Annotated in this window: 7 protein-coding genes; 1 reads left to right on the forward strand and 6 read right to left on the reverse strand. The window is 61.3% G+C overall.

Annotation, left to right across the window (positions count from 1 at the left end):
- Window positions 1-11 precede the first annotated feature (11 nt).
- Complete coding sequence (locus tag ACFPN2_RS01730; RefSeq protein ID WP_380594349.1) at window positions 12-2,138, reverse strand: TonB-dependent siderophore receptor; 2,127 nt, start codon at window positions 2,136-2,138, stop codon at window positions 12-14.
- A 414-nt stretch (window positions 2,139-2,552) separates the two neighbouring features.
- On the opposite strand from ACFPN2_RS01730, the gene ACFPN2_RS01735 reads away from it, so the two are divergent.
- Entirely contained in the window at window positions 2,553-3,455 is a 903-nt protein-coding gene (locus ACFPN2_RS01735) for a LysR substrate-binding domain-containing protein (RefSeq protein ID WP_380594351.1), read from the forward strand.
- On the opposite strand, the gene ACFPN2_RS01740 is transcribed toward ACFPN2_RS01735, so the two are convergent.
- From ACFPN2_RS01740 to ACFPN2_RS01760, 5 genes are all read right to left on the reverse strand, one after another.
- Window positions 3,441-4,574: a threonine synthase gene (locus ACFPN2_RS01740; protein WP_380594354.1), complete on the reverse strand. Its 1,134-nt coding sequence runs from the start codon at window positions 4,572-4,574 to the stop codon at window positions 3,441-3,443. The two genes, ACFPN2_RS01735 and ACFPN2_RS01740, sit on opposite strands and share 15 nt — an antisense overlap.
- Before the next feature lie 98 nt (window positions 4,575-4,672).
- Window positions 4,673-7,009 carry a penicillin acylase family protein gene (locus ACFPN2_RS01745; RefSeq protein ID WP_380594356.1) on the reverse strand — a complete coding sequence of 779 codons (2,337 nt, stop codon included), beginning with the start codon at window positions 7,007-7,009 and terminating at the stop codon, window positions 4,673-4,675.
- Window positions 6,997-8,541 carry a serine hydrolase domain-containing protein gene (locus ACFPN2_RS01750; RefSeq protein ID WP_380594358.1) on the reverse strand — a complete coding sequence of 515 codons (1,545 nt, stop codon included), beginning with the start codon at window positions 8,539-8,541 and terminating at the stop codon, window positions 6,997-6,999. Before ACFPN2_RS01750 ends, ACFPN2_RS01745 begins: the two co-directional genes overlap by 13 nt.
- 569 nt (window positions 8,542-9,110) lie before the next feature.
- Window positions 9,111-12,353 (reverse strand): amidohydrolase family protein, encoded by a 3,243-nt coding sequence (locus tag ACFPN2_RS01755; protein ID WP_380594360.1) that lies wholly within the window; start codon window positions 12,351-12,353, stop codon window positions 9,111-9,113.
- Complete coding sequence (locus tag ACFPN2_RS01760) at window positions 12,353-15,586, reverse strand: TonB-dependent receptor (RefSeq protein ID WP_380594362.1); 3,234 nt, start codon at window positions 15,584-15,586, stop codon at window positions 12,353-12,355. Before ACFPN2_RS01760 ends, ACFPN2_RS01755 begins: the two co-directional genes overlap by 1 nt.
- Window positions 15,587-15,610 lie beyond the last annotated feature (24 nt).

The following is a 15,610-nucleotide window of genomic DNA, read 5'->3' on the forward strand; positions in this document are numbered from 1 at the left end:
CGACAGCAACGTTAGTAGCTGTAGTTCAAGCCGAGCGTCCACGCGCGCCGGTTGCCGTAGTACGCATACGTGTTGGCATTGAAGACCGCCGACACGTAGGTCTTGTCGAGCACGTTGGTGCCGTTCAACGCCACGCGCCACTTGCCGAACGTGTACGAGGCCATCAAGTCCAGCAACGTGCTCGCATCGGATTCGACCGTGTTGGTGCTGTCGGGGCTCTTGCCGACGTAACGCACGCCGCCGCCGAAGCCCAGGCCCTGTATCGGTCCCTGCTCGAACTCATAGTGCGCCCAGATCGAGCCATACACGTCGGGCACACCGAAGGGCGTGCGCCCCTGATCGCCGTTGTTACTCTTGGTGATCTCGACGTCGTTGTAAGCCGCCGACGCCACCAGATCGATGTTGCCGATGCTGTACGAGGTTTCGAATTCCACGCCCTTGGAGGCGATCTCGCCGCTCTGAACCGTGTTGAGCGGATCGTTCGGATCGGCGGTCTGGATATTCTGGCGACGCAAGTCGAAGGCCGCGAGCGTGAACGACACCGCCTTGCCTACCGGCTGATACTTCAAGCCCACTTCGACCTGCTCGCCGGACTCTGGATCGTAACTCTCGCCGCGCAGGTTGGTGCCGAACAGCGGCGTGAAGCTGGTCGCGTAACTCACATAGGGCGAGAAGCCATTGTCGGTGAGATAGACGAGACCGACGCGATAAGTGAATTCGCTCTGGTCGTCCTTGGCCGTATTGGTTTCGCGCTCGACCTGATCGTAACGCCCGCCGAGCAACACCACGAAGTGGTCCGCAATCTTCAGGTGCTCCTGCGCATAGAAACCCAGTTGATCGACGGTCTGATCGACGAAGGTGCTGTAAGCCGGACGAGTGATTGAGACTCCATACGTCGGCGTGAACAGATCCAGCGCCGGCGCCGTGCCCATGCCGATGCGGTAATCCAGATCTTTCTTCTGATAATCGACACCGACCACGACGGTGTGATCGAAGATGCCGTGCGACCATTTGCCTTCCAGCGTGGTGTCGGTGGTCAGGATGTCGGTGTCTTCCTTCGAGACCACCGCCTGCCGATTGAAGAAGCGCTGGTTCGCTTGCAGGCCGGCCGGATTCACCGTCTGATAATCGAGCTTCATGTTGGCGAAGCGCGTGTTCTGACGCAGCGTCAGCGCATCGGCCAGGTGCCAGGTCAGCAGCGACGTGCCCGCCACCTGATCGCGGTCGAAATTGTCGAAGCTCGGCTCGCCGACGAAACGATTGGTCGGCACACGACCGTTGACGTTCGGCAGCAGGATGCCGCGCGTGGGATACGCATTGGCCTTGCCGAGCTCATCGACCTGATATTCGCCGAGCAACGTCCAGATCAGCTTGTCGCTCGGACGGAAGGTCACTGCCGGCATCAGATACTTGCGTTTGTTGTCGACGAAATCGACCTGGGTCTCGGCATCGCGCAGCACGCCCACGCCACGCACCAGCACGGTCTCATCGGCATTCACCGCGCCGCCCAGATCGAAGCCGGCCTGCTTGCTCTCGAAGCTGCCGTACTCGACCTGAAAGTTCGCCACTGGCTTGGCGGTGGGCCGTTTGGACATCTGATTCACCAGACCGCCGGGGCTGTTCGCGCCGTATAGCATCGAGCTCGGCCCGCGCAAGACTTCGACGCGCTCGAGCGCGAACGGCTCGCTGCGCCAGTTGCCGTATTGACCGTTCGGTGTCGTGAGGCCGTCGCGATACAGGCCGGAGGTGGTCTGATTGAAACCGCGAATGAAGAAAGTATCGTTGCGAGGATCGTTGCCGTAAGGCGAGGTCTTCACGCCGGCGGCATAGCGCAGCGCGTCCTCGACGTTCTGGATGTTTTGCATCTCCATCCAGTCGGAGGTGATCACCGTGATGGCTTGCGGCGTTTCGTTCAGCGGCGTGGTGGATTTAGTGCCGGTGGTGGAAATGCCTGTGTACACGCTACGAGCGCGCTCGGCCTCGACGGTGATGGTCTCCAGCAACTCTCGATCCTGATCGCTGCTCGAGGCGGCATGCGAGGTACTCTGCGCGAACGCTCCGTTCATGTGCGCGCTGCCTGCCAACAACAACGCGAGCGACACTGCCCGCGCGATCGAGACATTTTGAATTGGTTTCATCGATCTCTCCCCGGTGACTGCGAAATCCGCCCGGGCCAGCAGGCGGGTGTGACCGGAAATTACGAGCGATGTCAGATGGGACTTTGCCGCGCAGATAGCGCTTTTGACAGTTAGGGACGGGGCCCGATACACGCCGCGTACGAATGACTGCTCCCGATGAACCGCCGGCCGAGCCACCCGCCCGGCTTCGCGACGGTAAAAATCCCGAAGAAAATGCGGCTAAACCGATTTCCGCGGAACCCTCGTGCGTGTGTCTGGACGAGCCTGCATTAGTCCTATCCCCTAATGCCTGATACGAGGTCCCGCACTTATTGATGTATTTTTCTTCGAGGCCGTGCTCCGATCCAAGAAGCGCCTTTGCGCCCCCGGGCGCGCAATTGACTCGCTCGCGACCCCTGTCGCACGATGCCCGGCATGAAGGTCAATCTCGATCTGGATTTGCTCCGGACACTGGTCGCGTTCGCCGATTCCGGCAGCTTCAAAGGAGCCGCACAGCTGGTGTTTCGCTCCCCGCCCGCGGTCAGCATGCAGATGCGCCGCCTGGAGGAGCTGGTCGGACATCCGCTGTTCGCCCGCCGTGGCCGCGATACCGTTTTCACCGACAAGGGCGAGCAACTGGCGCAGCAGGCGCGACAGATCCTCACCCTGCACGACAAGCTCGTTACCACCTGGCGCGGCAGCGATGCGGGCGGACGCGTCGTGCTCGGCTTGCCGGATGACTATGCCGCCCTGCTGCTGCCCGACATCTTCGCCGAGCTCGCCAAGAGCTGGCCGGGCGCGAATGTCGAAGTGATCGTCAACACCACGCCCGTGCTGATCGAGCAGCTCGACAACGGTCAGCTCGATCTCGCCATCCTCGCCACTCAAGCGCCCAAGCGCACCGATGTAGTGCTACGAACCGAGCAAGTGGTCTGGACGAGCTCGCCCACTCACGAGACGCATCGACAGCGTCCCTTGCCGCTCGCGGTGTTCTCCGATGAGTCGCCGGTGTATCGCGCGACCATCGCAGCCCTGCGCGACAGCGTTCGCGAGCGCGGCGAAGCGCTCGACTTTCGCATCAGCGTGAAGAGCAAGAGCTGGACGGTGCTGGTCGCCGCCGCCAAGGCAGGCTTCGCCGTGACGACCATGGCCAAATGCGTCGTGCCGGAAGGCTTGCGCATCCTGACCCCGGACGATGGCTTTCCGGAGCTCGGCAAGATACACATCATCATGCGAGGCACGCCGGACACGCAGTCCATCGCCACCTCGCACCTGGCCGAACGAATCCTCGAAGCGTTCCGGATGCATCAGCCCGCAGCTGTCTCAGCCGCCGAATAGCTTGGTCACGAACGCGCTGGCCTTGAGACCCGAGCCGGACAACAACGCGACGGTCGTCTCGCCCGACTTGATCTTGCCACTCGCGTATAGCTGATCCAACGATGCGCCGACGATGGCCGAGGTCGGCTCGACGAACAGGCCCATGCTCGCGAGTCGATGCAACGCTTTGAGGATGTCGTCCTCGCCGACGCTGACGATACCGCCGCCACAACGGCGCAGAGCGGACAGCACTTCCTTCAGTCGTACCGGTTTGCGGATCGACGCACCTTCGGCGATGGTGGTGCTGAATTCGGTGGGCACCAATTCGTCGACGCCCGCTTCGAAGCTCGCCTTGATCGGCGCGCACGCGGCCGGCTGCACCCCGAAGATGCGGGGCAGTTTCTTGATCTGACCCGCGGCCAGCAGCTCACAGAATCCCAAGTCACATCCGAGCACGTTGCTGCCCGCGCCGACCGGCACGATCACGTTGTCCGGTGCGCGGAAACCCAGCTGTTCCCAGATCTCATACGCGGTCATCTTCGTTCCCTGGAGGAAGAATGGATGCCAGTTATGGCTGGCGTAGAAAACTTCAGATGCTTGCTGGAGCGCGGCGTTTTCCGTGTCCTGACGCGTGCCCGGGATGAGCCGCACGTCGGCACCGAAGATTTTCATCTGCGCAACCTTGGCCGGCTGCGTCGACTCCGGACAGAGGATGCGCACTTTCATGCCCGCAGCCGCGCCGTAGGCCGCGATCGCCGCGCCACCATTGCCCGAGCTGTCTTCCAGAATGGCGTCGATGCCCAGATGGTTCAGGAACGACACCATTACCGTCGCGCCCTTGTCCTTGAAACTGCCGGTCGGCGAAATCCAGTCGGCCTTGAATAACAGCTGCTGGTTGCCCCAAGGCTTTTCCACCAGCGGCGTGCAGCCCTCGCCCAACGAGATCGGCTTCGGGAGATCCAGCGGCAATGAGGCGCGGTAACGCCACAACGACTGGGTCTTGGTATCGACGTCGTCCTTGCCGATGCCCGGCAGGGCTTCGACCAGCAGCGGCCCCTGATCGTCCGAGCGCCAGCGCGGCTCCAGCAACGGGTAACGCTTACCGGTACGAGGATCGACGAGTTGAACTGAATTGGCCATGGGTGCTTTTCTAATGGGTCATCGAGCCCGGCTTATTACAGCCTGATCAAGCCGGGCAACAAGCTCATTTTCCAAAAGTGTCAGTTCAACGCAGCTCACTACTCGGCGATACGGGCGCTGCTCTTCGCGTCGGCGCGAATCTGCTCCGCCGTGAAAGGCAGCGTCTGCCACTGCTTCTTCTCGAACAGCAGGGTCTGATCGACATAGTGAGGCGACGCCGGATCGGTCGATTGGGAATAAGCGAGCAACCCCTTAGCAACCGGCCCGTTATCGTCGAAGCCCACCATCTGCAGGTAGCTGGTGCCGTGCTTGACCGACCACAGGCCGCCCTCGGGCAGCGGATGGATGGCGTTATAAACATCGCGACCCACGCCGCCGTGAACCGGAATGTCGCCGCCATCACGCTTGATCTTCTGCACGTCACGCAGTGGCTTGTGGAAGTCGATGGACTGCTTCTGCAGAGTGAGAATCGCGCGGGCGAGCCCCTGCTTCACGGTCTGCACCGACGCCGCATCGTCATGCTTCACACCCCGCGGCGTGTTGACCGGGTCAGCGGCATTGAACGGCACCGCGAATACCTGCGGCACCTTTCGCAGCTCATCGAACCACTCCTTCGCGAGCGGATAACCGACGCTGTCCAGCTCAGCCGTGCCATTCCACGCAACGAACACCGAGCAGGCGTCCTGGACGTCGACTTGCTTCGAGTCGATCGTCACCGGCTCGACATTCTTGCACACCTGATTCAAATCGTCCTTCAGGATCATGGCGGTGTGGACGCGATTGTTGAACGTCACCTGCGGCAGATTGCTGAGATCGAACTTGTTGCCGGGCAAGCCGTCCTTGCCTTGCAGTCGATCGTCGACTATTTGAATGCCAAGGCGCGTGCGCGCGGCCTGTTCATAGTCCTGATCGCTGATGAGAGGCGAGAAGCCGACCAGAGGCGCGGAAGCGTTGGCCAGCCAGGCGCTGTCATTGGCGTTCTGCACGTAGTCCGTCCGACGCAACGTCGGCAAGCGATCGCCGGGAACGATGCCATCCTGCGGCGCCTTCGCACTCTTCTCCCATCGGCACGATTCCTCACCACGCAAAACGATGGTGCGCCTCTTGATCAGCGGTTGATACTTCTCGTCCACGCATCGCTGCAACATCTCCGAAGAAACGTTGGCTACGACGGCATGACCGGCGAACAATGCGTTGCCACGATCGTCCGCGGCGATGGTATTCACCCAGGGAATGCCGAGGATGGTCTGCGTCGCCTTCTGCAGCTCATCGATGGAACGGGCTTTGTTCATCGCGTACCAGGTCGCGACGGCTCGATTGTTTTCGAAGTTGGCATCGCGCAGTGAGTACGCCGTGGTCGCGCTCCACTCGAACTGACCAGGCACATGCAGGACCGGGCCGAACTCGGAGCTCCAGAACTCGCGGCTCTCTTGTTTGGTGCCGCCATTGCCATCCGACACATCGATCGACAACGTTTGTTTCACCAGGCTGCGGGTGCGCTTGCCGTCCCAGTATTTGGTTGGATCGGTAGCGTCGAGCTTCAATGCGTACAGCGTCGCGCTCTTCGAGCGATTGACGGTGTGACTCCAGGCGAAGTGCTGCGTGAAACCGATGTTGACCACCGGGAAGCCTGACAACGACGCGCCCATCACATCGATCTTGCCGGGAATCGTGAGATGCATCTGGTAGAACCGCATGATGCCGTTCCACGGAAAATGCGGGTTGCCGAACAGCACGCCGCGGCCGTTCCAGGTGGCGTCCTTACCGAGCGCGATTGCGTTGCTGGCCAGAGACTGACGATCCGGATCGTCGTTATCCAGCACCGGCGCCGTGGCGTCTCTGGTCGTCCGCGTCGCAACCGGCGGCTTGGCTGTCACCAGTGCATCGATGAACTGCGCCGTGCCCGCCGCGGCGGCATAGCGACGCATCAGCTTGATGAGATCCAGCTCCGTCAGATCTCGCAGCCACGTGGCATTTCGGCAAGCCACGGGCAAATTCGCCCGCCCCGTGTCGGCGACGAAACGATTGAACCCGCGCGCGTAGCCTTGCAGGAGCGCCTTGACCTCGGAGGTTTGTTCCTTCCAGGCGGCGTTGACCAGCGACGGCTGATTGAGCCACTTGAAATAGAAATCGGAGTTGCGGTTCAGTGCAAAGATGACGCCTGACTGCACGTCCGGGCCATTGGCAACGTCGGCGCCAAAATATTTGGACCGCTCGCCATTTACGGTGACCATCTCCTCGGCCAGCATACAGACATTGTCCTGCGCATAGGCGTAGCCCACGCCGTAACCGATGCCGGCCTCATCCTTCGCTTTGATATGCGGCACGCCGTAGGACGTGCGGGTGATTTCTGCTTCGTACCGGGGGCTTTTCGCGACCGCCGAGGACATCATCAACGTAGCGCCGACAGCGGCGCAGAGACTCAACTTTTGCATTTCGGGAACCGTACTCGCTCAATAGTAACCGCGGTCGCCTGACCGTCCTGGCCGAGCTCCACACCCACCGGCCTCGCTGAATTACGAGGGCCGTTCCAACGCAACGCCAGCTGATTGTCACGAACATAGGTCAGCTTGCCGCTGCGCTGGGGCCCTTGCTCCAGCGTCAACACATCGCCCTCGCCGCGCACCCACACCGTGCCGTAAACATCGTGGCAATACTGGCCCACGATTTTCGGCCCCAACGGGTTGCTCACTGCTTTGGCAGGTTCAGCCGGTTTGGCCGGGGCGCGCGTTGCGCGGAAATAGCCTGGCCAATCGAGCGGCTTCAATCCCAATTCCACATCCAGCAGATGAAACAACATCGACAGCGAATGCCCGCTCTCGACGACCCGTTCATTGGTCAGCACAATGATCCCAAGGTTCCGTTCCGGCACGAGCACCATGTTGGTCGCGACGCCGAGCATCGTGCCGCCATGCTGGCGGACTTCGATATCGCCATAGCGACCGCCCCACCAGCCCAGCGCATAAGAGCTCACCCACTTCGCGATACGTCGCTCCTGCTCCTCGTATCCTTTCAATGGCTCTTCGTCCTCGGGATCGACGAACGCACGCGGCCGAAGCAACTCACTCACCGTATGCTCGGACAGCACGCGACGGCCGTCTACTTCGCCCTTGTTGAGCATCATCCGCATGAACTGCGCCATGTCATGCGCGCTCGACATTGCCGCGCTGGCCGGCGTCGATGCGACGTGTCGCCAGGAGATGACCTTGGAGCCATCAGCCGTCGGGACGTGTAACAGCGCGACGTTCTTTTCGCGAATGGCTTTTTCAGGCGACAACGCGCCGTCGGGAAGCTCACATTCGTGACAGGATGCGAGGCCTTTGGGATCGATGATCTTGTCGAAGTTGGCGACGCTGCGGGTCATGTTCGCCGGCTTGAACACGCGCTCCTGCATGGCCGCGCTGTAATCGTCGCCACGCTCTGTGATCATCAGGCCGCCGACGCTGTACATAAAGTTGTCGTAGCGGACGGCGGTACGGAATGGTGTTTTCTGCGGGAGATAGCGCAAGCGTCGGGCTGACTCTTCCCACGTCAATTCCGGGACGGTCAGCATCCAGCTGCTGACTTCGACACCGACCCGGTGTGACAGCACATCTTCCAGCCGCACTTCGGCGGTCAGCCAGGGATCGCTCAGCCGAAACCAGGGCAATCGATCGATGACATGATCGGACCAGTCGAGCTTCTTCTGATCCACGTAGGTGCCGATCAAGGCTGACGACAAGGGCTTGGAGATCGAGGCCAATTCAAACAATGTATCCGAATCGACCGCTCCGCCGCTCTCCGCCGAGCGCACTCCGAAGCCCTTCAGATATTTGATGCGATCGTCGCGAACGATGGCGACCGCCATACCTGTCACCGGCCAGTCGCGGACCAAACGCTTTGCGTACGCGTCGTAGTCAGCCGCCGAAGCGCTGCCTGCCGTGAAGGCCAGCCCCGCCGCCGCGACCGTTATTGCTAATTTGTTCACTTCATCGTCCCCGACAGACCTTGGCACTGCTCATGATGGCGACAAGCCCGGCCGACGCGACCATCATTCCCCATTTGCTCACTTACATCGTCCCCGGCAGAGGTTGGCACTGCTCATGATGGCGACGAGCCCGGCCGACGCGACCATCATTCCCCATTTGCTCACTACATCGTCCCCGGCAGAGGTTGGCACTGCTCATGATGGCGACAAGCCCGGCCGCCGAGACCATTCCCCATTTGCTCACTTACATTGTCCCCGGCAGAGGTTGGCACTGCCCGTGATGGCGACGAGCCCGGCCGCCACGACCATCACTCCACATTTGCTCACTTTCATTGTCCCCGGCAGAGGTTGGCGCTGCCCGTGATGGCGGCGAGCCCGGCCGCCATGACCATTCCCCATTTGCTCACTTACATCGTCCCCGGCAGAGGTTGGCACTGCCCGTGATGGCGGCGAGCCCGGCCGCCACGACCATCACTCCACATTTGCTCACTTTCATTGTCCCCGGCAGAGGTTGGCGCTGCTCATCGCGGCGACGAGCGTCGTAGCAGCGACGATGGCTTCGACTTGTTTCATTTGTCCTTGGCGGGCGTTGCTACCGACAGCGTGTCGCCGTCGTACAGCACGCCATTTCGCATCACGTATTTGATAGCGTTTGCATTGGCAATCCCTTGCAAGGGATTGGCTTCGAGCACCACGAGATCGCCCAGCTTACCCTTCTCGAGCGAGCCCAGATCTTGTTCGACGCCGATGATCCTCGCCCCGTCGCGCGTGGCTGCGCGCAGGATCTCGGCCGGTTGCATGCCGCCCATTTCCATCATCTGCAGCTCCCAGTGATAGCCCAGCCCCTGGACTTCGCCGTGGCTGCCGATACCGACCAACCCGCCGGCGCGTTGAATCTTCGCGGCCTGCTCCGCCATCACTCGGAATCTGAACTCATCGTCTCGCGCCCAGACCCGACGCCGCGCGCTCAACTCCAACAATCGGCTTCGCGGATAAAACCGGTTGAGCTTGGCATCGTTCTGAACATCGACACGCGCCAGGAAATACTCGACGCCAGCCAAACCATAGTGCGTGATATTAAGCGTCGGCGTATGAGAGATCTGAGTCCGCGCGAACGTCTGGACCACGTCGTCATAGAGCGGCGAATCCATCAGCGCGTGCTCGTTGCCATGCATGCCATCGAGCGCGTGCGTGATCGCGAGGAACGGATCGCCGAAGCCTTCGGTCGTCGGCATCAGCCCCAACTGTTCCGACGCGAGCACGATCCATTGCCGTTGCCGTCGGTTGCCGGGCAGGTACGCTTTGATGTTGCTGGTTCGATAGTCCTGCTTATAGCGGCGCAGATAAGCCAGGGTCTCTTCGTAAGACTGGAAATTAGTCTCGAACGTCTTGTAGTTGTTGATGCCGAAGACGCCGGGCCCAACCATCATGGCACGCGGACCGATCGTTTGTCCGGTCTCGACCATGTCCTGATAAACGAAGTTCTCAGCATGGTTGGTCTGCACGTCGAGACCCGTCGTCACGCCGTAGGCGAGATTGGCGCGCAGGCTCCAATTGTCCGGGTCCTGGATCTCGCGGCTGTTGAATTTCCAGTGAGAGTGAACGTCGATGAAGCCCGGAACGATGAACTTGCCCGCGACATCGACAACACGAGCGTTGGCCGGAAACTCGATGCTGCCTCGTGGCCCGACGCCAACGATGCGATTGCCGTCGATGACCACGTCGGCGTTCGTCACAACATCGGCCGTCTGCGAAGACATCGGAGCGACGTTCTCGCCTCGGAGCGCCAGCGTTCCATTCGGCGAGGACATCGGAATAACGTTCGCGCCCCGGAGCACCAACGTTCCTTTGGGAGTCGCCCTCGGAACGCTCAGCTTGACCGAAATCGCTTCTACGTCCGGGGCGGATTCGCGCGCACCCGCGCCGATGCTAGCTCCCGTATCGGCCCGGTCGATCTGCCTGCGATACACCGTCGAGCCCACAGCCCAAGCTGCTGCCTTCCCATTCCGCGTCCAATCAAAGAAGTCCGCACCGTAATCCGTCAATCGAACGGCCGATGGATTGTCCCCGTGCACATTGATCGCAAGATTAGGCTCGCCCTGCGGCAGCGACTTCACCCACCAGACCTGCTTGTCAATGATGGCGAGCGCCGCATCGGCTTTCGGGCTCACTACAATCCGCTCCGCCGTCGGCTGACTGTTGCTTCGAGCGTCGAAGCGCCCCGTGATGCGCAGGTGTGTGCGTTGATCGGTGCCGTCGTAGAGAATGGAATACAGCCCGTGACCGTCCGTCGTATAAACCCGCTCGGCGTCATTCGAAAAGTGGGGATAGCGGCTCGAATAGGACGCGGCAATCACATTCGCATCCCCACCGCTCGCAGGAATCCAGATCAGATCCAGCGGGATCCGCAGCAGTGCGCTCTCAGCCGTGTTCGCCAGCATGCGAGCATTGCCTCGCATGGCGAGCACGCGCTGCCCATCGGGAGAGAACGCGAGATCCGTATAGAACGCCGCATTCGTAGTCAGTTGCCGGGCGTCTCGGCCGTCAGCGCGCACCTTCCAGATCTGTCCGCTGTCATGCGACCAAACGATGTAAGCCAGCCACTCACCGTCCGGCGACCACACAGGCTGATATTCCAAAGCATCGCCGCGTGTGACTCGCTTGGGCGCCGCGCCCGCGCGGGCTGGCATGACATACAACTTGGCGAGCATGGACATGGCAATGCGCTGTCCATCGGGGGAGAAGCTGGGCGATTGAGCGATGCGAGCCATCACCGGCCCCTGCTCCACACGCTGCGGTTTGTGCAGCTGTGGCCCGACTTCTAAAGAAACATCCGCGCGGAACGGAACGTCGCGCGACATCCCATCGCGCAGTCGAATGCGTCGAATCTTGCCATCGGCGCTCAACAACACCGATTGATCGTGATCCGTAAGCACATAACCCGGCAGATGATCGCCGCGCAGAACGCGACCGTATTCCTGTCGATCCTGTTGTACCGTTCCTGTCAGCAACACATCAGCGCCCGACGTAAGATCGCGCCGTCGTAGAACGGTCTTGCCCTCTTCGCGAGAGGCATAAATCAGTAGCTTGCCATCGGAAGACAGCACAGGCTTGGTGCCGCCACCCCGACCATTGGTCAATGTTTCCAATGTGCCGCGCGCCAGATCGAGCCGCCGAATCTGCGCGATGGGCATGCCATAGCGGGCCTCGTCGGCCGGATCGCGTTGGGCGAAATAAAGATATTTGCCGTCCCGGGACAGCACGCCGCCCGAGCCCGTCACCGGCTTGCCGTCTTTGTCCTTGATATCGACGACGTCGCCGGACAGCGAGTACAGACGGAACTTCGCCTCCGCCGCCAGATACGCCGTCGCTTCGGCAACCAGCACTTGCTGACTGTCCGCCGTCCACGACGGCGCAATCGCAATCCCTTGCGGAGTATGAGAGAGCTGGCGGATCGTGCAATCCGACCGACGCATGATCCAAAGGTTGTCATCGCCATCGCGATCGCTGATGAAGGCGATCCATTGGCCATCGGGCGACACCCGCGGTTGACTGTCGAAAGGAATGCCGCGAGTCAATGCCACGGCCGTGCCTCCGGCCGCCGGCATGCGATACAGGTCGCCGAGCAGGTCGAACACCACCTGTTCGCCGTTCGGCGTCTGATCCACCGAGATCCAGGTGCCCTCGTCGACCGTAAAACTCACCGGTCGCGTGTGCCCCTGCAAAGGTAGCGACTGACTATCGGCGCCAGCTTCCGCCAGCGCCGATAGTGCAAGGAGCCCGAAGATCGTTGCGACCTTCGCGAGACGCATCAGAAGCGCTTGCTCAACGTCAGATAGTAGTTGCGCAGGCGCCAGTCGCCGAACGGGCTGTAGTAGTTGCTGTTCAAGTAGTACGCGTCGAACGGCGGCGTCTTGTCGAACACGTTCTTGATGCCGGCCAGCACCGACATTCCGCCCAGCATGCCTTCGCCGTCGAACTCATAACCGGCGTAGATGTCGTGATACATCTGGCTCGGGATGGTGTTGCTGCCCTGAGCCTGAGTGTAAGTCGTCACGCCGCCGATGTTGTACTGGTCGTAGCTGCCGTAGTACGTCGTCATCCAGCCGGCGTTCCAGTTGTTACGGCTCCAGCCGATCGACAGATTGCCTCGATACTGCAACGGGCCGGTGTAGGCGACCTGATTCACGATGTCCAGCATCGGCGCATCGAGCGCGGCCTGAGTCTTGAAAGACAGCACTTTGGTGCCGCCCAGGCCGATGGCCAGCGCACCGAGCGAGCCCATGTCCAGCCGATAGTTCATGCTCAGATCGACGCCTTCGGTCTCGGCCTTGTTGGCGTTGAACATGCTGTAGTCGACGAACGTCAGCACACCCACGCCGAACGGGTCGCCGGCCTGCACCGGTGCACGCTCGATACGATCGCCGAAGCGGCTCTCGTTGTTCAGGATGATGTTCGGGTTGGGCGGATTGACGATGACGTTGTCCTGCTCCAGCCGATACCACTCCACGTTCATGCGGAAGTCGGGCAGGAACGTCGGCTCGAAGATCAAGCCGACATTGACGTTCTTCGATTCCTGCGGCTTCAGGTTGGGATTGCCACCGGAAGTGTATTCGATCGTGGTCAGCTGATTGCCGCGACGAGGATCGATGACATTCATGGTCTGCGGCACACCTGCGGACAACACCAGAGAAACATTGCCCGGCACCAGCTGGCTGTAGGTGGGCGGCAGGAACGACGTGCCGTAGCTGGCACGCAGCGTCAGATCGTCGATCGGCTTCCAACGCAAGCCAATGGTGGGATTGGTGGATTGCAGGTCCGACTGGAAGCGCACCCGCTCCTGGTTGGTGGCGATGAACGAGGCCGCCGAAGGCTCGACGTATTGAAACGGCGTGCCCGACCCGATCGAGAAGTCTTCGGTGCGCACCGACAACTGCGCATCCAGCAAGCGCACCGCTGGAATATCCATGTTCTCGCTCACCAGCGGAATGTTTGCTTCGGCGTAGGCGCTCTTGATGGTCTGCGACTGGCCGAAATATTTCCGATACTGGGAGTCGTTCGGATAGTTGGGCTTCTGGTTGTGGAAGTTGCCGTCGCGCAGGCTTTCCTTGCGGTAGCCGAGGCCGATGGTCAACATCGCGGGACCGGCCGGCAGGTCGAACACCGGGCCTGCCACGCGCACGTTGATGTCACCCAGCGTGCCGTCCTGCGAGCTGCCGAACGTGCCGCGATAGCGAGACAGATCGAGGGGCGCGACGTTCGTGTCGACGAACGGATTGAGCGTGCCGGCGAGCAGATCGGCATTCATGCCGACCAGGCTGTAAATGAAGCCGCCGTACTTCATGCGGCTCTCGCTCCAGGTGTAGTCGCTCGACAGCATCCACTCGGCGGGCAGCTTGAGCGTGAAGCCGACCGTCGCACGACGGTCGAGACTCTTGGCCTCGTAATCGTCGGTGTAGAAGTCGGGAATGGACACGATCACGGCCTGCTGGAACGGATTGATCGGCGAAGCCGCCGGCACCGTCAGCACGTTGTTGAACGAGCTGTAACCTGATGTGACCGCGGTGTTGCTGCTCCAGTAAAAGTCCGCGAACACATTCAGCGAATCCGTCATTTCGCGCTGAAAGCTCGCCATCACTGTGCTCAGCTCCGGCGCCGAGCCGACAGAACGTCGCAGACCCGTGGTCGGATGTGCGGTATTCGGCAAGTTGGTGTTGTACGAGCCGGCGCTCGTTCCCAGCAGCGCAGGATTCGACGTGGCGGTGTAGCCGGCCGGAATGGAAGTGATCGTCGAGCTCAGCGGCGTGCCATTGTCCAGGATCAGGTTGCCGGTGGTGGCCGAGCCGATATTGGTGGTCGCACCGAAGAACGGGCTGGTGCGCGAGAACAGCAACGTCGGATTGTTTTGCCGGATCCGGGCAACGCCCCGTTGCAACAGCTCCGGACGATCCGCGTTGGTCAGCGTGTCGCCTTCGGAATAAAGACCGCTGAAGGAAATGTGCGTCCGGCCCTCCTCCAGAGAAAAGCCATAGCTGCCACCGATGGTGCTGGTTGGCGCATCGCCGTCCATGACATTTGCATAGGTGCCGCGAACGTCGCCGCCTTCGAAGCCACGCTTGAGCACGACGTTGACGACACCACCGACGGCACTGCCGCCGTAGATCGCGGCGGACGAGGACGGCAACACTTCGATACGCTCGATGGCGCTCGGCGGAATGCTGTTGAGGTTGGGCTGATACGTGCCGCTGAACAAGCCGGGGCTCGCCGTGCGACGACCGTTGATCAGCACCAGCGTCTGATTGTCGCCCAGGCCACGCAGGTTGATCGTGCTGCTATTGCCGCGAAAGTTCGCGGACTGCTGCGACGAAGTCAACGCGGCGCTGTTCATCGACAAGCCACGCTTCAGGAAGTCCTCAACGTTCACCGCACCCGACTGCTCGATCTTGCCGGAGTCGAAGATGTAATACGCCTGTGCGTCGTCTTGAGTGCGCACGATGTCGACGTTCACCGAGCGCGAGCCCATCACCAGAATTTCAGGCACGCCACGCAGTGCCGGGTTGGTGGATTCGTGCTCGGCCGTGTCCGCAGAGCTGCTCGATTCGGAGGCATTGCTCATTTCCGCAGGTCCGCCCGATGTCACGGCGGCGGTGCGAGTGAAGCGCGCGTCGCCGGCGTTCAAGCTCGACACGGGCGTCATCTGGCGCGGACGAATGGTCGCGGCGTTGTCCTGGCTGTAAACCACTTCGAGGTTGGTGCCGTCCAGCAGTCGCAACAGTGCGTCCTGCTTCGGCATCTCGCCGCGCACCGGATGCGCCGTCAGCTTGTCGACGACTTCCGGGTTGTACAGCAGCTGCATGTTCGCCTGATCGGCGAACGCCTTCAGTGCAGCCTTCAGCGGCTGCGCGGGAATGTTGAATTGAATGGGCTGCGCGGCCTGCGCGAATACAGTCGCGGAAATTCCGAGCGCCGTCGCCAGCACGCTTGCCTGTAACGTGCGACGGACACTCTCGCGGACTGTGCCAGCGGTACCAGTCTTCTGCTTCATCGACCTGTCTCCCCGTTCTTGTTC

Source organism: Steroidobacter flavus, from assembly GCF_042651805.1.
Taxonomy (GTDB): Bacteria; Pseudomonadota; Gammaproteobacteria; order Steroidobacterales; family Steroidobacteraceae; genus Steroidobacter; species Steroidobacter flavus.